Raw genomic sequence first — 18,518 nt, forward strand, 5'->3', positions numbered from 1 at the left:
GATATATGTACATGCGAAGAACAACAGTATCGCAAAAGCACATCACTTTAAGGAGGAAAACGACAATGTTTGCAAGCAGGTTTGGGATTGAAATTGAATTCACAGGAATTACGAGAAAGGAAGCTGCAAGGGTAACCGCAGAGTTTCTAAACGGAACAGTAACTGAGGTGGGAGATTACTATGACACAAAGAAGGTAACCGCTCCGGACGGCAAGGTATGGAAGCTTATGTATGACGGAAGCATAGCTTGCCAGAAGAAACAAGGCGGTTCCAAAGCAAATGCAGATAAAGAATACAGCGTGGAGCTTGTCAGCCCGGTGTTGGCCTACAAAGAAGACATTGAAACCCTGCAGGAACTGGTAAGACAGCTTAGACACGTAGGTGCTTTTGCAAACTCCTCTTGCGGGATACACATACACCTCGATGGGTCAAACCATTCACCAAGGAGCATTCGTAACTTTATAAACATTATCGCAAGCAAGAATGATCTTTTTTATAAGGCATTGCAGATTGCACCTGCGAGAATGGGTTATTGCAAAAAGATGGATAGCCTTTTGGTAGAAAAGATGAACCAAAAGAAACCAAAGACAATGCGTGCGATTGAGGAAATCTGGTATGAAGGATACAGTGAAACACGTAGCCAACACTACCATCAAAGCCGATACCACTTCCTAAATCTCCACAGTTTCTTTACCGGAAACCACACGGTGGAACTCAGGGGATTTAATTCGGAGCTTCATGCAGGTAAGATTAGGAGCTACATTGTTCTTGCCCTTGCACTAAACAATCAGGCTTTGACACAGAAATGTGCATCAGCAAGAAAACCGCAGACGGAGAATGAGAAGTTTGCAATGCGGACCTATTTAAACCGCATCGGATTTATCGGTGACGAATTTGCTAACTGTCGTGAACACTTGATAGCGCATTTGGATGGGTCGGCGGCATGGCGATTTCGGGCTGCCTGAAAAAGCGAAAGATTGAAGGAGGAATACGAGAATGGATAAGAATATAAAGTTGTATCTTGCTTACGGGTCAAATTTAAATTTAAAGCAAATGGTACATCGATGCCCCACGGCAAGAGTCGTCGGGGTAAGTGAAATGAAGGATTATAGGCTTTTGTTTCGGGGTGCTCACGCAGGAGCGGTGGCAACCGTAGAACCATTCAAAGGCGGAAGAGTTCCGGTATTAGTCTGGGAGACGACACCTGCCGATGAAGCTTCTCTTGATCGTTATGAGGGGTGGCCATTTCTTTACCGCAAGGAAACGGTTCGGGTGAAACTGAAAGGAAAATCCATCAAGGCGTTTGTTTATATTATGAATGATGGAAGACCATTGGGGATGCCAAGCTGCTATTATTATAATACAATAATGGAAGGCTATAAGGATGCCGGTTTCGATTTAGATATCTTGCGTCAGGCAGCAAAAGATTCTGTTGAATCAGAGGATGTTGTATATGAATGAAAAGGTAAGGGAACAGATTTTGGCCATACGAATGAGTGGTATCACAAATATGTTTGATGTCCCGAGAGTGCAATACATTGCATATGAGCTAGGATATTATGAACTCGTAGTGTATCTTATAGAACACAAGGCCGATTACAGCCAGTTTATCTTAACGGGAAAGGCAGACGAAATTTAAATATCAACAACTAAAAACGGGTAAAAGCAAAGGGCTTCAGTGTAGGCTCTTTGCTTTTGCCCGTTTTATTAGAGGAGATGGTGTTTTGCGGAGATTGAAAAAGTACAAACCGACTGCCTTTATTTGTAAAGACTCTTATTATGACAAGGAGGCTGCTGATTATGCGGTTTCATTTATTGAAGCACTATCCCATACGAAGGGGTCCTGGGCAGGGAAGCCTTTTGAACTTATTGATTGGCAGGAGCAGATAGTCAGGGATTTGTTTGGAATACTCAAACCTAACGGTTATCGGCAGTTCAATACTGCTTATGTGGAAATTCCTAAAAAGATGGGAAAGAGTGAACTTGCTGCTGCAATCGCCCTTCTTCTTACTTGCGGAGATGGGGAGGAGCGGGCAGAGGTGTATGGTTGTGCTGCGGATCGCCAACAGGCATCCATCGTATTTGAGGTAGCCGCTGATATGGTACGGATGTGTCCGGCTCTTTCAAGGAGGGTAAAGCTTTTAGCTTCCACTAAGCGCTTGGTATATCTTCCTACCAACAGCTTCTATCAGGTGCTTTCTGCAGAAGCATATTCCAAGCATGGCTTTAACATACACGGGGTAGTATTTGATGAACTCCATACTCAGCCTAACAGAAAGCTGTTTGATGTCATGACAAAAGGTTCAGGGGATGCAAGAATGCAGCCGCTGTATTTTCTAATTACTACAGCAGGAACAGACACACAAAGCATTTGCTATGAAACTCACCAGAAGGCACTGGATATTTTGGAAGGCCGCAAAAAGGATATGACCTTTTATCCTGTGATTTACGGAGCTAAAGAGGATGAAGATTGGACGGATCCTAAGGTGTGGAAGAAAGCCAATCCATCTCTTGGAATCACAGTCGGGATTGATAAAGTTAAGGCAGCCTGTGAGTCTGCAAAGCAGAACCCAGCAGAGGAGAACAGCTTCCGTCAGCTTCGGCTCAATCAGTGGGTAAAGCAGGCAGTGCGTTGGATGCCTATGGCAAGATGGGACGCCTGTGCCTTTCCCGTTGATGCACAAAACCTTGAAGGCAGAGTTTGTTACGGCGGACTGGATCTTTCCTCTACCACTGACATTACAGCATTTGTACTGGTGTTTCCACCCTTATCGGATAGCGCCAAGTATGAAATCTTACCGTTCTTTTGGATGCCGGAGGACAATATTGTTTTAAGGGTCCGCCGTGATCATGTACAGTATGATCTCTGGGAAAGACAGGGATACCTCATGACCACGGAGGGTAATGTGGTACATTACGGCTTTATCGAACACTTCATTGAGGAGTTGGGTGTGAAATTTAACATTCGTGAAATTGCCTTTGACCGATGGGGTGCAGTGCAAATGGTACAGAACCTAGAAGGTTTAGGCTTCACAGTGGTTCCCTTTGGGCAGGGGTTTAAGGACATGAGTCCTCCAACCAAGGAACTGATGAAGCTGACACTTGAGGAAAAGCTTGCACATGGCGGTCATCCGGTATTACGGTGGATGATGGATAACATTTTTATTCGAACCGATCCTGCCGGTAATATCAAACCGGATAAGGAAAAGAGTACGGAGAAGATAGATGGAGCGGTTGCTACCATCATGGCTCTTGACCGTGCCCTTCGTTGTGGTTCAAGTAGTGGAGAATCTGTATATGACAATAGGGGGTTATTAATATTATGAATTTACTTTCAGGACTATTTAAATCTCGTGATAAGCCTAAGAACCGCTTAGGAATTGGTGCATCCTTTTTGTTTGGCAGTACCAGCAGTGGAAAGAGTGTCAACGAACGGACTGCCATGCAGACTACTGCAGTGTATGCCTGTGTGAGGATACTTTCAGAAGCTATTGCGGGACTTCCACTCCATTTGTACCGATACCGTTCCGATGGTGGAAAGGAAAAGATTCCTTCCCATCCTTTGTATTACCTTCTTCATGATGAACCAAATCCGGAGATGACCTCATTCGTGTTCCGAGAAACACTGATGGGTCATCTTTTAATTTGGGGAAATGCTTATGCTCAAATACTTCGTAATGGGCGTGGGCAGGCAGTAGCACTATACCCCTTATTGCCGAGCAAGATGGAAGTGAGTCGTAGTGCGAGTGGTGCACTTGTTTATACCTATTACCGTGATGCAGATGAAAGTGGAATTAATCCCAAGGGAGGTTATATTACCCTCAGAAGTGATGAAATTCTGCATATACCTGGCTTGGGATTTGATGGGCTTATCGGTTACAGTCCTATCGCTATGGCTAAGAATGCTATAGGTATGTCACTGGCTACCGAGGAATATGGAGCTTCTTTTTTTGCCAATGGAGCAAATCCCGGCGGTGTCCTTGAACATCCTGGCGTGGTAAAGGACCCAGACCGCTTAAGAGAGAGTTGGCAAGCCCAGTTTTCCGGTGTAAACGCCCACAAGGTGGCTGTACTTGAGGAGGGTTTGAAGTTCCAACAGATGTCAATCCCTCCTGAACAGGCACAGTTTCTTGAAACAAGGAAATTTCAAATCAATGAAATAGCGCGGATATTCAGAGTTCCTCCACATATGGTTGGCGATTTAGAAAAGTCCAGCTTCAGCAATATCGAGCAACAGTCCCTAGAGTTCGTAAAATACACCCTGGATCCGTGGGTGGTTCGATGGGAACAAGCCTTGCAGCAATCTTTGCTCATGCCATCTGAGAAATCGTCTTTGTTTATCAAGTTCAATCTTGATGGTCTTCTCAGAGGTGACTATCAAAGTCGTATGACAGGTTATGCAACAGGACGACAGAACGGCTGGCTATCTGCCAATGACATAAGAGAGCTTGAGAACATGAACCGTATTTCTGTGGAGGAGGGCGGTGACTTGTATCTTATCAACGGAAACATGACAAAACTGGCCGATGCGGGTCTTTTCGGAAGTAAGACAGTAAAGGAGGAAACTAAATGAAAAAGTTCTGGAACTGGGTGCGTGATGAGGACAGTGAGGAACGCACCCTTTATCTTAACGGCGTTATTTCGGATGAAACTTGGTGGGGTGATGAGATTACACCAAAGATATTTAAAGATGAGCTGGAGGCTGGTAGCGGAAATGTTACAGTATGGATTAATTCACCCGGCGGGGATGTGTTTGCAGCTGCTCAGATTTATAACATGCTCATGGATTATAAAGGGCGTGTCACAGTCAAGATTGATGGGCTTGCAGCTTCTGCAGCAAGTGTTATCGCAATGGCGGGAGGAGATGTGTATATGTCTCCAGTATCGATGCTGATGATTCACAATCCAAGTACAATAGCCATCGGTGACAGCGAGGAAATGCTTCGTGCCAAAGTCCTCCTGGATGAGGTTAAGGAAAGCATTATCAATGCTTACGAGTTAAAGTCCGGGCTTGCACGCACAAAGCTATCTCACCTTATGGATGCGGAAACGTGGATGAATGCCAACAAAGCCATTGAGCTTGGTTTTGCTGATAAAATCCTGTTTAGTGCTGAGGAGGAACGAAGCTCTCTAGATACCGGTCAGGTGCTTATTTTTTCTCGTACAGCCGTTACCAACTCCCTACTTGGGAAAATCCCTAAACAGCAGAAAGCAAAACCGAAAACCGGAACCCCAATTGAGTCGCTTTATCAGCGGCTCTCTTTAATTTCTCACTAAATTTAAGGAGGATAACAACTATGAGTGAAATTTTAAAACTTCGTGAAAAGCGTGCAAAAGCATGGGACGCAGCGAAGGCATTTCTCGATACGAAAAGAGGAAACGATGGACTTTTGTCTGCTGAAGATACAGCCACCTATGACAAAATGGAAGCAGATGTTGTGGCACTTGGTCATGAGATCGAGCGATTGGAGCGCCAGGCTACAATTGATGCAGAACTGAACAAAGTCACCGGAAAGCCTATCACAAATGACCCGACAAAGGGCACGGAAGAAAAGACAGGAAGAGCCTCTAACGATTATAAGAAAGCTTTCTGGAATGCGATGCGTTCACAGAAACCTAAATACGAAGTACTGGATGCCCTGCAGATTGGTACTGACTCCGAAGGTGGATACCTTGTTCCGGATGAGTTCGAACGGACACTTGTAGAAGCGTTGGAGGATGAGAACATTTTCCGTTCCCTGGCGAATGTTATCAATACATCTTCCGGAGACCGTAAGATACCGGTGGTGGCTACCAAGGGTACAGCAAGTTGGGTTGACGAAGAGGGCATCATTCCGGAGAGTGACGATAGCTTTGGGCAGGTTTCCATTGGAGCTTATAAGTTAGCCACCCTGATAAAGGTATCCGAAGAGTTGTTAAATGACTCTGTATTCAACTTAGAAGCCTATATAACCAGGGAGTTCGCTCGCCGGATTGGTAACAAGGAAGAGGAGGCATTTTTCACGGGTGATGGTACCGGTAAGCCAACCGGAATCCTTGCAGCCACGGGTGGTGCACAGGTTGGAGTTACAGCAGCGGCTGCTGCAGCTGTCACAATTGATGAAGTACTTGATCTTTTCTATTCTCTCAAAGCTCCTTACCGGAACAGGGCAGTTTTTGTACTAAATGATGCCACCATTAAAGCCATCCGTAAACTGAAGGACGGTAACGGACAGTATCTGTGGCAGCCTTCTCTTCAGGCTGGGACTCCTGATACAATCCTAAACAGACCGTTACGCACTTCTGCGTATATGCCTGTTCTAGCTGCATCCGCCAAGAGTATTGTATTTGGTGATTTTAGTTATTACTGGGTTGCCGACAGACAGGGCAGGGCGTTCAAACGGCTTAACGAGCTTTACGCAACCACAGGTCAGGTTGGTTTCCTTGCCACACAGCGTGTAGACGGCAAGCTGATTCTGCCGGAAGCCATCAAGGTTCTCCAGCAGCATGCTTAAGGAGGTCTGATTTATGAGCTATAACTCAAAGAATTATATGCAACAAGGCGCTGAGAAGTGGGTAATCGGAGGAACACTTGAAATACTACCGGGAGCAACGGTAACCGGGCTCCCGGTTGCTGAAAATCAGACAAACAGCGTAGCTACAGATGTAGCAGGATTAGTCACTGATTTTAATGCACTGCTTGCAAAGTTGAAAGCTGCCGGGCTTATGGAAGCTGAATAAATTTGAGCGAATAGGAGGCAGACGGTATGGCATTAGCAGATAACCTCTTACCAAGGGTCAAAGCGAATCTGATCTTGGCACATGATCAGGATGATGAACTTCTTATAAGCTACATTACTGCTGCTGTTAACTATGCGGAAAGCTACCAACACATTGTTGTCGGATGGTACGAGACTCATACGATGCCGCCCACCACCGAGCAGGCTGTTATTATGCTGTCTGGTCATTTCTATGAAAGTAGAGATGGCTCGACAGCAGGCTTTTTTGCCGATAACGTGCAGGCGAGTCAGCAGGTTTGGAACACAGTTAATATGCTTTTGAGACTGGATCGGGAATGGAGTGTTTGATATGAGCTTCGGAAAGATGAATACACCAATTGATATTGTTCAGGCAGCTACCCAAAAAGACAGTGAGGGGTTTGTGACACAGACGGATACGGTATTGGCATCCGTTCGGGCATACCGAGAGGAGCGTCATGGGAGTGAGCGATGGGCAAACCAAGCCGTATTTCAAGATGCGAGTGCTCTTTTTCGATTTCGTAGGATCCCTAGATTAATTATAACCACGAAAATGACCATTGTCTGTATGGGAGAGAGATTTCGTATCCTAAGTGCAGAAGATGTCCGTGGCAGAAAAATGTATATCGAGGTTCTTGCAGAGAAGTTGGAACCTTCCGTGAGGTGATAAGAATGGCTAAGCTGCAAGCAAAACTACCGGAAGATTTTATGCAAAAGGTATCTAGACTAGGAAATCAAACAGATGAGATACTTCCAAAGGCGCTAGAGGCGGGAGGAGAAGTGGTACTAAACAAGGTTAAGGATAATCTTCGATCTGTCATTGGTAGTGACACAAAATATCCTTCAAAATCCACGGGAGAGCTCCAGAGATCGCTTGGACTATCGAAAGCAATGATTGATAAGAACGGCAACCATAATGTGAAAGTAGGCTTTGCGGAGCCACGTTCCAATGGAGTTTCCAATGCCAAAATAGCAAGTATTATCGAGTATGGGAAACGTGGTCAGCCTGCAAAACCATTCCTAGCACCTGCAAAATCCGCTTCTCGGCGTGCCTGTGTAGCTGCTATCGTATCAAAACTGGAGGAGGAGATAGGAAAGATATGAGTATTCTGACAGAACTTATCAGTTATTTTAATAACCTCCAAATTCCAGTGGAAACGGGTGTATTCAGTGATACAGCGCCGGATGTCTATGTTGTAATAACCCCAATTGCAAATACCTTTGGATACTTTGCAGATAACCGACCCAATTTTGATGTACAGGAAGCTAGGATATCCTTGTTTTCCAAAGGAAACTATCAGCAAACTAATACACATATTGTGGTAGATTTGATTGAATTAGACTTTACGTTGACAGACCGTCGCTACCTTGGGTACGAAAATGATACGGGGTATCACCATGTTGCGATAGATGTAGAAAAATATTACGGATTGGAGGAATAGTAAATGGCAACAATTGGTCTTGATAAATTATACTATGCATCAATTACAGAAGATACCTTAGGAGAAGAAACGTATGGCACTCCCAAAGTATTAGCCAAAGCGATAAGTGCTGAGTTATCGGTGGAACTAGTAGAAGCAATTCTATATGCAGATGATGGTGCTGCTGAAGTAGTAAAGGATTTTAACAATGGAACACTTTCTCTAGGCATTGACGATATTGGTACGTCAGTAGCTTCGGATTTAACCGGAGCAACAGCAGATGATAACGGAGTATTGATTTCCGCCAGTGAAAGTACGGGAGAACCAGTCGCAGTAGGTTTTCGCGCTAAGAAAGCCAATGGAAAGTACCGTTATTTTTGGCTTTACCGCGTGAAATTTGGTCTCCCTGCAACCAATTTACAGACGAAGGGTGAATCCATCACCTTTTCTACACCTACCATTGAGGGAACGGTGATGAGAAGAAATAAATTAGATGGTAATGGGAAACATCCTTGGAAAGCAGAAGTTACCGAAGGGGATGCAGGAGTTCCGGCACTTGTTATCACCGGTTGGTATACACAGGTTTATGAACCGGTATACACACCAGCACCTTAATAGGAGGATTATACGATGGATCATGAAAGAAGTGCCACGATTCAGATTGGTGGCAAAGAGTTTAAACTAATATTAACCACTAGGGCTACAAAAGCAATTGCAAACCGTTATGGTGGGCTTGAGAATCTCGGAGAAAAATTGATGAAATCTGAGAATTTTGAAATGGCATTGGATGAGATTGTGTGGCTTTTGACACTTTTAGCTAATCAGTCAATTCTTATTCACAATCTTAAGAACAAGAATACACCAGAAGATTTGCTAACTGAAGAAGAGGTGGAACTATTAACTTCGCCACTTGATTTAGAAGCATATAAAAATGCGATTACCGAAGCCATGTTTCGAGGTACCAAGCGAAATGTGGAAAGTGAGGAAGAAGGCATTGCAACAAAAAACGTGGAAGTCGGGTAACGGACAATGAAGTCTTTACCCGGCTTTATTATTATGGAACAGTGCAGATGGGTATGAGTACAGATGAATTCTGGCTTATGCCCATTGGTTTGTTTTTTGACTTATGGGCTTGTCATAAGCAGTTTCTTGGGATGGAGAAACCAAAGAAATTTATTACGATTGACGACATTATCCCTAATGGTATTTAATCAGTTCTCATTTAGGAGGTGATTGCATGGCAGACAATTTTGGATTAAAAATTGGTGTTGAAGGAGAACGTGAGTTTAAAAAAGCACTCTCTGATATCAATCAATCCTTTAAGGTACTAGGCAGTGAGATGACTCTTGTGACTAGTCAGTTTGATAAAAATGATAAATCCATAACTGCACTCACCGCCCGTAATGCAGTTTTAAATAAAGAAATTGACGCACAAAAGGAGAAAATTACTACACTCAAGGCTGCACTGGACAATGCATCTTCCTCTTTTGGCGAAAACGACCGCCGCACACAGAATTGGCAGATACAGCTGAATAAAGCACAGGCTGAACTCAATGGCATGGAACGTGAACTTGCAGAAACTGTTGAAGGTACTGACAATCTTGGAAATGAACTAAAAGCAACAGGTGATGAAGCTGAGAAGTCCGGTGGTAAGTTTGAAAAGATGGGTGGAGTCCTCAAAGGCATCGGTGTGGCAATGGGTGCTGTCACCGTTGCCATTGGTGTTGCTGCTATTAAACTGGGTAAAGATGTAGTTCAACAATTTGGCGAACTGGAGCAAAACCTCGGTGGCAGTGAAGCTGTGTTTGGAAAGTACGCTACCTCCATTCAGAAGTCTGGAGAGGAGGCTTACAAAAACCTCGGTGTGTCTCAGAGCCAATATCTTGCCACAGCCAATAAAATGGGTGCACTGTTTCAAGGTAGCGGCATCGAACAACAAAAATCGCTGGAACTTACTGAAAAAGCGATGCAACGTGCAGCGGATATGGCGTCTGTTATGGGCATTGATATGCAGATGGCTCTTGATTCCGTAGCGGGTGCTGCAAAGGGTAACTTTGATATGATGGATAACCTAGGTGTTGCAATGAACGCCACCAATGTGGAAGCCTATGCTCTCGCCAAAGGTCTGGACTTTACCTGGGCAACAGCTTCCAATGCAGAAAAAGCAGAAGTCGCCATGCAGATGTTCTTTGAGAACACAGAGCAATATGCAGGAAACTTCGCCCGTGAGGCAACACAAACCGTCACGGGCTCCATTGGTCTACTGCAAGCGGCATTCGGTAGCTTCACAGCGGGACTTGGAAACGCAGACGCTGATATGACAAACCTGACAGAAAATCTTGTGGATGCCTTTCAGGTCGTGGTAAAAAATATCGTGCCTGTATTGGAAAACATCGTGAAAGCTCTGCCACAGGCAACAGGCGCAATTTTGCAAGAGGTCGGTGATCTCTTGCCAATGCTACTTGAAACCGTAACGGAACTGTTCACACAGGTATTGCAAACTATTTTAAGTCTACTTCCAGAACTTATACCCGCCGCTGTTGACGCGGTGATGACAATCGTTAGTGCTTTAATTGAAAGCCTACCCCTTCTCATTGATGCAGCGGTACAACTTGTGATGGCTCTTGTGAGTGGCATAGGTGAGACTCTGCCGCAGCTTATACCAGTAGCAGTAGGAGCCATTACAACCATCGTGCAAGGGTTGGTGGATAACTTACCAATGCTCTTAGACGCAGCCTTACAGCTAATTCTTGGTTTGGCACAAGGCTTACTTGATGCAATTCCACAACTTGTTTCTGCTTTGCCTGCTATTATTACAGCACTGGTAAATTATTTTGTAGAATCCATCCCTCTCATTATTGATGCAGGAATTCAATTACTAACTTCCCTTGTGACTGCACTGCCTACAATTATTGCGGCAATTGTTCCAGCTATTCCTCAAATTGTGAATAGTGTTATTAATGCAGTCATTCGGGCTATTCCACTCATCATTGATGCAGGCATCAAGTTATTAGTAGCACTCATTCGGGCACTTCCTACGATTATTGCTACGATTGTTCCAGCAATTCCACAAATCGTTGGTTCTTTGGTGAGTGCCATTGTAAATAATATTGATAAGATCATCTTAGCCGGAGTTCAACTCTTTGTAGCACTCATTGAAAATTTACCTACCATTATCGTGGAAATAGTCAAAGCAGTACCACAGATTATTGCAGGTATTGTAAAAGGTTTTACGGATTCGCTTAAAGATATGAAGCAGGTAGGGACCGATTTGATTCATGGTTTATGGAATGGTATTTCTGATGCAGGAGAATGGTTACGAGAAAAAATCTCCGGCTTTTTTGGAGGTGTGGTATCAAGTATTAAAGACTTTTTTGGTATCCATTCACCATCCACTCTGTTTGCAGGACTTGGTCGTAACATGGGTGAAGGAATTGGTGTGGGATTTGAAGCTGCCATGGCAGATGTTGCGAGAGATATGCAAAATGCGATACCAACTAACCTTGATTTAAATTACAGCAGTCAAGCCAGACAAGGGGGCATTGCACCTACCGGTACCAACATCACACAAAATCTTTCCGTGGTGACCCCGAAGGCTCTCTCTGAAAAGGAACTGGCAAGAGAGTTCAAGAACCTATCACAAAAGTTAGCCATGTCATATTAGGAAGGAGGGCTCATGTGGAAATAACCTATATTAATTCCAATGGGGAACGTCTTACGATAAAGCAAGCAAAACCCTATTTTTTAGAAAAGATGGATGGAACGGGAAGCATCCGAAACATTATTAATACCTTCAAGGCACCGGAGCAAGATGGTGCTTTTTTCGTGTCTTCCACCCTGGATATGCGAAACATCACATTAGAGGGTACGATTGTAGCAGAAGATGCAAGTAAAGCCTATGAGTTACGAAAAGAATTCCTTCGTTTTTTCAGTCCAAAGAAGTCGGGGATCATATGCTATCGTGATAGACAGATTTCTTGCATTGTGGAGGAAGTAACACTGATAGTATCTGTAAGAGAGAGAATACCAAAATTTTTCTTAAGTTTACTTTGTCCTTCGCCTTTCTTTGAATTGCTCGAAGAGGTGAGACAGGAGCTTGCTTCTTGGGATGCAATGCTTGAGTTTGATTTAGAGATACCAGTGAGTGGTATGGAATTTGGAGCAAGACAGCCAAGTCAGATTATTGCATTGGATAACATCGGAGATGTACCTTGTGGCTGTGAGATTGTATTCAAGGCATTAGGTTCTGTTACAAATCCGGAGCTTCTGCATTTGGATACCGGAGAGTATGTAAAAATTCTCACCACAATGAGTTCAGGAGATGAATTTCACATATATACACACTTTGCAGGAAAACGGGTAATAAGCATCATTGGTACTACACAGAGCAATGCCTTTTATCTGTTGGATACCGATTCGGATTTCTTTCAACTCGCACCTGGAATAAACAACCTTCGATATGATGCGTCAGTTAATCTTGAACTGCTTGATGTCAGTATTTATTATCGTCCGCAGTTTCTGGGGGTGTAGCTTATGGAACTATATGTATTTAATCAGAACCGTGCCTTAATCGGAGTTGTGGAATCCTTTGAGTATCTAAGATGGACCAGACGCTACTCTCAGTGCGGCTCCTTTGAATTAAAGGCAAATGCATCTTCCGAGAACGCAACCCTTCTTCAGGAAGGAAATTATATTTGGAAAAATGATGATGAAGAAGTGGGGTTAATCGAATATCTGCAGCTATCGCAGACTGATAGTGAGAGCATCACGGTAAGTGGGAGGTTTGCCACCGCACTACTGGGACGGCGTATCATTTGGAATACGGAAACCCTAAGCGGTGATCTTTCATCCTGTATAGGACAGTTGATTAACCATAATGTCATATCACCTACAGACACTAATCGTAAAATTACTAACCTAACCTTTTCATCATCATCTTTAAGTAAACCAGTGAAAAAACAGGTTTCATATAACAACCTTTTGGATGAAATACAGGAGCTTTGTGATGCATCATCCGTAGGTATCAAAACTGTATTTGAACCATCATCGGGGCACCTTACGGTAACACTTTATATCGGAGAGTCTTCTCAGGCTGTATTTTCAAAGGAATATGAGAACCTACTTGATCAGACCTTTACAAAAAATACAGTAGGGTATGCAAACACCGCCAAAATAGGAGGGGAAGGGGAGAGCGATGCAGACCGTATCTTTGCATATATCACAGATGGTACTGGAGAAAATCGAAGAGAAGCCTTTGTAGATGCAAAGGATCTTCGCTCTGCAGATTTTCCTTCCGATTATACAGACGCTTTAACCTATCGGGGGCAGACAAGACTTGCGGAACTTGCCACAGCGCAGTCCTTTGATGTTACCGTAAATAATTATGGGAATTTAATCTATAAAACAGATTATGATCTTGGTCAGACAGTACAGGTCATCTCGAAAAAGTGGGGTGTATCTATGACCACACGCATTGTAGAGATAGAAGAAAGCTATGACAGGGACGGACAGAGCATCAGCGTTACCTTTGGAAAAGCAGAACTTACGATTACACAGAAGATTAAATCTGATTTTAGTCAAGTAAGGACAGCTCTTGGTGCGCCGGCGGGGATTTCGGAATTACTGGTGGATGAAAACAGTTGGGCTGATTTACAGAGGTTTTTAGGCGGGGTCATGATAAGCTCTGCAAAGTTGGCTGTGAATACCTCGACTGCCGGAGGGAATGACCCTACTCAAGCAAAATACTTTCATGCAGCAAGAGTGGTGATTAATGGTTCTTATAACCGTATTGCTTTTAAGTTTGATTACTTTGGGACGGGGACAACTCCAAAGTCAGGTACGATAGAAGGTTATGTTTACTCGACGTCCTCTTTTGCAACAATGTCCATACAGTCCTTTGTGCAGTCCTATACAAGGGATAAAAGTCCGTTTTTATCAACGGATATTAAAATTGTAAAATCATCAAGTACGACCAAGACAATATGGGATATCTATATCTGGCTATCGGATTACGGAACTGCTTATTTGAATGGTTTGTATGCATTTAGTGAATCAGGAAATCTGATTTCCAATCCCGATAATGGGGCACTAATTCTTGTGGCAAACCTTCCAGCGGTATCATCTACCTTTTCATATGGTGGTCAGACCTTTACGGTATCGGCTGTTGATAACGGAGTGATAAAGACGTCTACCTATAGTGAGGATGGTGCATTTTATAAGTTACAGCTACCAAACCGTGATGTTAGCCTTACATCAACGGATAATCCGTTACAGATTGGCACTTCCACTAGTGCGAACATGGTATTTGATGCAAACGAGATACAAGCACGTAATAATGGCTCGGGCTCCCCAATGTATCTTAACCTGGAGGGCGGTGCAGTATGCGTTAACGGTGACACAACTACGGGCATCATTTATGGTGGGGATACAGGGTATATTGAATTATCGGATACAGATTTGGAAAACAGTTTTACGATTTATTCTACTGCTCAACGCCCAAGATTAAGAAAAGTAGGTAAAATGGTTCATTTTCATGGAGCTTTGCTACCCGCTGCAGGAGCCGCCATAAATTCTGCAACAAACTTAAGCTTCTACACCTTGCCTAGCGCGTATAGACCAATGTCAGGGTATGTTACGGTAAGATGTCAGGGATCAGGAATTAATACCTGGCTGTTACAGATAACTAACGCAGGTGTGTGTTCCTGTAGCAGATATGGCACGAATGCCTATGCTACAAGCATTGCAGGAACAGAATGGCTGACGTTTAGTGCTACATGGTTTGTTAGTTGATAGAAGCGGAAAAAAATATGAAACAACCGTGATGAAAGGAGTGTATCAGAGGTGGAAAAGAGCGGTTTTTTTAATTCTTCCAGTGGCGACAGACTTTACAATGCTACCGATTTTGCAGCATATTTCGGAAGTCTGGTTTCTAATGGCATCTTTTATGTAAATACCACAAATCTACAAGTAACACCAACAACAGGAATGACCGTCAGTATTGCGGCAGGAAGTGCATGGATTAACGGCTATCGATATGAAAATACGGAAGCACTGAACAAGACACTGACAACGGCTAACGGTTCCTATCCACGAATTGACCGGATTGTAATCCGATGGAGTCTTCTTAACCGAAGTATCACAGTTGCGGTACTGACCGGAACAGCAGCAGCTACACCGACTCCTCCCACACTAACACGAAGTGCTGAGGTCTATGAGTTGTGTCTTGCAGACGTTTATGTATCGCAGGCGGCTACATCGATAATCGCAGTAAATATCACCGATAGGAGACTAAATTCTTCCCTTTGTGGAACCGTGAATTCGATGGTAACAGCAGTATATGAGTGAGGTGAGATATGGCAACTTATCAAGCAATCAATGCCTGTACTTGGCGTAATGGAAAATACATTCCGTCGACTACGGATAATATCAGACAAGGTGTTTACGAACCATATGGAGAATGTGTAGGTGTTATGATTTTTAATCTCACTACCATTCGAGATCAATATACAGACTATTATCCAACCAGTGCCACTCTTACTCTTACACGTGTAGCGGGAGGTTCTTGGGGAAGTGACCGAACGATGACGTTATATGCTGGAAATCAAACTGATATCCCTCCAGTTAGTTCCTCTACAGATGTTGTTACATCACGTCCTAGCAAAGTGACTTCTGGTTACAATTATACAGTTTCGGCAGGGCTTGGTGAGAAAACTTTTAACATAGCAACTGCGTTGATTAACTCCATTGGAAGTGGTGCAAGTAACTGTATTTTTATGGATGGCGGTTCCAGTACCACAAACTATATGTCTTTTACCGGAAGAAATGATCTGACCGAAGTTATTCTAACCGTGAACTGGGCAAGCCGAACAACTGCAGCTGGTGCCCCAACGGTTTGCTCGTTAAGTAGTACCCTTGCAGAAGGCAATGTAACCTTGTCATGGAGTGGTGCAACGGCAGGCACCAACAATGCGATAACCTATTATGAAATTCAGTATAGTGAGTCAACAGACAATTCCACTTGGGGAAGTTGGACGGCATTAACGACTGTGACTACATCCGCTACCAGTGGAAGTTTGTCGGTTGCTCCTCCCACTACGAGAGGAAATTTTCGTAGGTTTCGCATTCGAACGCGTGGTAGTGCTGGCAGTTCGTATTATTCTGCATGGAAAGTTTCCACCAACTCTGTCCGGAAAAATACCCTTCCTTCAGCTCCAAGTACAGCGGTTGCTTCACCCGAAATACACAGTAATGAAACAATCACGCTGACATGGTTTGGGGCGGCGGGAGGAACAAGTGCAATTAAGGGATACCGTATATCGAGCAGAACCTCAACAGATAACAGTACTTGGAGTAGCTGGACAGAGCTTACAACGCTTATTTTGAATGCCAGTGGTGGTAGTTATCATCCGACAGTTTCAAATATATCGGGAACTTATACACAGTTTGGTATCTGGACGGTTGATGCACTGAATGCTTATTCTACGGAAAAAGTCAGTAACAGCATTTACTGTAACATTACTGCCTGCACCGAGCCATCAACATTTGCACTAAATGTTACGATTGCAGAAGGAAATCTAACACTTTCCTGGAATGGTGCAGTTGCCGGAGCAGGTAATGCGATTACGGGTTATGAGATACAGTACAGTGATTCAAGTGATAATAGCTCTTGGGATGCATGGACAGTGCTGACTACCTTATCATCTTCTTTATCAGATGGAAGTTTAAGCGTATCACCACCATCTACGAGAGGAAATTACCGAAGATATCAGATACGTACATTGGGAAATGCAGGAAGCAGTTATTATTCCGGATGGAAGGTTTCATCAAATACGGTCCGTAAGAATATCCTGCCAACACCACCAACCAGTCTTTCTGCATCTCCAGCTCTGTATGAGACACAGTCTGTAACAATAACTTGGAGCGGGGCTGTAGTGGGTACTAGTCCTATCAAGCAATACCTACTTCAGCGTAGCACATCCAGCATGGGTAACCCGACATGGTCTTCATACGAAACGCTTGCAATCATTGTATCAAGTGAGACTTACGGAAACTATACGGCGGAAGCTTCCCAGACTCCTGGTACATCAACGAGATATCGCTTAAGTGTTACTGATACAATTGATGCAGTATCTTCCTATGTGGTCAGTAACACCGTCACAAAGAACAGCCCGCCTACTGCACCAATTATAAGCAGTCCGGTATCAGGTAGATCAATTTATAACACAACACCACGTTTCATGATAACAACAGGCATGGAACCGGATGGTCAGACGCAGATTGTAGAAGTAAAGATTGACACAGGCGTATGGCATAACAGTGTGGATGATTCGGAGATGTTCTCCACAAGTGGTTATCTCGGTGACAGTACTAAAACAGTGTATCAGGCTTCAACCCTGGCTGCTGGGAGTCATACCGTGACCTTCCGATGTTTGGACAGTGCTTTGTTATCTCCAAGTATGGAGGTTATCAGAACATTTAACGTTCTGACTTCTCCTTTTGAGACGATTTCTGCCAATGTGACTCATGTTAAGGCGATGCATATTCTGGCACTCCGGACAGCGGTCAATACCATCCGTCATTATTATGGTTTGGAAACCGTGTCATGGGATGAGGAAATTGTCGCAGCAAAGACTGCTGTAAGAGAATGGCCATATCACATCATGGAGTTACGTGCTGCACTTGAGCCAGTTATCACGATGATAAACAGCTTTGATACTTCTTCAACCTTTGACATACCGCCAGTGACATGGCTACCTATCGGTACTGACAGACCAAAAGCGGATGTGGTACAGCAAATACAAAACTTGCTTCTTACGATGTAACGCCATACTTAATTACAAGCGCTCTTATATTGCAGGGCGCTTTTCTGTTAATAATATAAAATTGGAGGTTTGGATTATGAAAGTGATATGGAACTGGATACAGACAGCTCTTGTGGCAGCCGGTGCGTTCATGGGATGGTTCCTTGGTGGCTTGGATGGATTCCTATATGCGCTTATTGCTTTTGTTGTAATCGATTATATAACAGGCGTGCTTTGTGCCATTATTGATAAGAATCTTTGCAGTAAAATCGGAGCTAAAGGCATCTTTAAAAAGATCCTTATATTTGCACTGGTAGGAGTAGGACACATACTCGACACGTATATTTTGAGTTCAGCGGGTAACCCGAATGGCAGTGTGCTTCGTACTGCGGTGATTTTCTTCTACTTAAGTAATGAGGGTATTTCTATTCTTGAAAATGCAGCTCATATCGGACTGCCTATCCCTGAAAAGCTTAAGGATATACTAAAGCAGTTACATGGACGTGACGACAATGGACCATCTTCACCGGAGGGCTGAGTATGATTGACTTAACAAAAGC

21 protein-coding genes are annotated in these 18,518 nt (G+C 43.7%); all 21 read left to right on the plus strand.

Features of this window, described 5'->3' with window-relative positions; all coding sequences use genetic code 11:
* Positions 1–65 precede the first annotated feature (65 nt).
* The 21 genes from RBU59_RS22340 (at position 66) to RBU59_RS22440 (ending at position 18,496) form a co-directional block, all read left to right on the plus strand.
* Positions 66–965, plus strand: a complete 900-nt coding sequence (locus RBU59_RS22340) for an amidoligase family protein (protein WP_308144687.1) — start codon at positions 66–68, stop codon at positions 963–965.
* A 31-nt stretch (positions 966–996) separates the two neighbouring features.
* Positions 997–1,461, plus strand: coding sequence for a gamma-glutamylcyclotransferase family protein (locus RBU59_RS22345; protein WP_308144688.1), 465 nt, complete (start codon positions 997–999; stop codon positions 1,459–1,461).
* On the plus strand, positions 1,454–1,639 hold the full coding sequence (locus tag RBU59_RS22350) for a DUF5049 domain-containing protein (protein ID WP_308144689.1): 186 nt from the start codon (positions 1,454–1,456) through the stop codon (positions 1,637–1,639). The genes RBU59_RS22345 and RBU59_RS22350 overlap by 8 nt, the downstream gene beginning before the upstream one ends.
* 85 nt (positions 1,640–1,724) lie before the next feature.
* Positions 1,725–3,326, plus strand: coding sequence for a terminase large subunit (locus RBU59_RS22355; protein ID WP_308144690.1), 1,602 nt, complete (start codon positions 1,725–1,727; stop codon positions 3,324–3,326).
* Positions 3,323–4,573: a phage portal protein gene (locus RBU59_RS22360; protein ID WP_308144691.1), complete on the plus strand. Its 1,251-nt coding sequence runs from the start codon at positions 3,323–3,325 to the stop codon at positions 4,571–4,573. The genes RBU59_RS22355 and RBU59_RS22360 overlap by 4 nt, the downstream gene beginning before the upstream one ends.
* Positions 4,570–5,277, plus strand: coding sequence for a head maturation protease, ClpP-related (locus RBU59_RS22365; RefSeq protein WP_308144692.1), 708 nt, complete (start codon positions 4,570–4,572; stop codon positions 5,275–5,277). Before RBU59_RS22360 ends, RBU59_RS22365 begins: the two co-directional genes overlap by 4 nt.
* A 20-nt stretch (positions 5,278–5,297) precedes the next feature.
* The gene (locus RBU59_RS22370) at positions 5,298–6,494 is read left to right on the plus strand and encodes a phage major capsid protein (protein ID WP_308144693.1); all 1,197 of its coding nucleotides are present in this window, start codon (positions 5,298–5,300) and stop codon (positions 6,492–6,494) included.
* A 13-nt stretch (positions 6,495–6,507) separates the two neighbouring features.
* Positions 6,508–6,720 carry a head fiber protein gene (locus tag RBU59_RS22375; RefSeq protein ID WP_308144694.1) on the plus strand — a complete coding sequence of 71 codons (213 nt, stop codon included), beginning with the start codon at positions 6,508–6,510 and terminating at the stop codon, positions 6,718–6,720.
* A 26-nt stretch (positions 6,721–6,746) separates the two neighbouring features.
* Positions 6,747–7,067 carry a head-tail connector protein gene (locus RBU59_RS22380; protein ID WP_308144695.1) on the plus strand — a complete coding sequence of 107 codons (321 nt, stop codon included), beginning with the start codon at positions 6,747–6,749 and terminating at the stop codon, positions 7,065–7,067.
* A gap of 1 nt (position 7,068) precedes the next feature.
* Positions 7,069–7,404 (plus strand): head-tail adaptor protein, encoded by a 336-nt coding sequence (locus tag RBU59_RS22385; protein ID WP_308144696.1) that lies wholly within the window; start codon positions 7,069–7,071, stop codon positions 7,402–7,404.
* A 5-nt stretch (positions 7,405–7,409) separates the two neighbouring features.
* Entirely contained in the window at positions 7,410–7,841 is a 432-nt protein-coding gene (locus tag RBU59_RS22390; protein WP_308144697.1) for an HK97 gp10 family phage protein, read from the plus strand.
* Positions 7,838–8,179 carry a hypothetical protein gene (locus RBU59_RS22395; RefSeq protein ID WP_308144698.1) on the plus strand — a complete coding sequence of 114 codons (342 nt, stop codon included), beginning with the start codon at positions 7,838–7,840 and terminating at the stop codon, positions 8,177–8,179. Before RBU59_RS22390 ends, RBU59_RS22395 begins: the two co-directional genes overlap by 4 nt.
* Positions 8,180–8,182: 3 nt before the next feature.
* Entirely contained in the window at positions 8,183–8,773 is a 591-nt protein-coding gene (locus RBU59_RS22400; RefSeq protein ID WP_308144699.1) for a major tail protein, read from the plus strand.
* A 15-nt stretch (positions 8,774–8,788) separates the two neighbouring features.
* Positions 8,789–9,181: a hypothetical protein gene (locus RBU59_RS22405; RefSeq protein ID WP_308144700.1), complete on the plus strand. Its 393-nt coding sequence runs from the start codon at positions 8,789–8,791 to the stop codon at positions 9,179–9,181.
* A gap of 53 nt (positions 9,182–9,234) precedes the next feature.
* Positions 9,235–9,369 (plus strand): hypothetical protein, encoded by a 135-nt coding sequence (locus tag RBU59_RS22410; RefSeq protein ID WP_308148669.1) that lies wholly within the window; start codon positions 9,235–9,237, stop codon positions 9,367–9,369.
* Between the two features lie 26 nt (positions 9,370–9,395).
* Positions 9,396–11,822: a phage tail protein gene (locus tag RBU59_RS22415; RefSeq protein WP_308144701.1), complete on the plus strand. Its 2,427-nt coding sequence runs from the start codon at positions 9,396–9,398 to the stop codon at positions 11,820–11,822.
* A 14-nt stretch (positions 11,823–11,836) separates the two neighbouring features.
* On the plus strand, positions 11,837–12,688 hold the full coding sequence (locus RBU59_RS22420; protein WP_308144702.1) for a phage tail family protein: 852 nt from the start codon (positions 11,837–11,839) through the stop codon (positions 12,686–12,688).
* 3 nt (positions 12,689–12,691) lie between these two features.
* Positions 12,692–14,947: a siphovirus ReqiPepy6 Gp37-like family protein gene (locus RBU59_RS22425; RefSeq protein ID WP_308144703.1), complete on the plus strand. Its 2,256-nt coding sequence runs from the start codon at positions 12,692–12,694 to the stop codon at positions 14,945–14,947.
* Between the two features lie 51 nt (positions 14,948–14,998).
* Positions 14,999–15,502, plus strand: coding sequence for a hypothetical protein (locus RBU59_RS22430; RefSeq protein WP_308144704.1), 504 nt, complete (start codon positions 14,999–15,001; stop codon positions 15,500–15,502).
* Positions 15,503–15,510: 8 nt separating this feature from the next.
* Positions 15,511–17,979, plus strand: coding sequence for a hypothetical protein (locus RBU59_RS22435; protein WP_308144705.1), 2,469 nt, complete (start codon positions 15,511–15,513; stop codon positions 17,977–17,979).
* Between the two features lie 76 nt (positions 17,980–18,055).
* On the plus strand, positions 18,056–18,496 hold the full coding sequence (locus RBU59_RS22440; protein WP_308144706.1) for a phage holin family protein: 441 nt from the start codon (positions 18,056–18,058) through the stop codon (positions 18,494–18,496).
* Positions 18,497–18,518: the final 22 nt, after the last annotated feature.

Source organism: Anaerocolumna sp. MB42-C2, assembly GCF_030913705.1.
Taxonomy (GTDB): Bacteria; Bacillota; Clostridia; order Lachnospirales; family Lachnospiraceae; genus Anaerocolumna.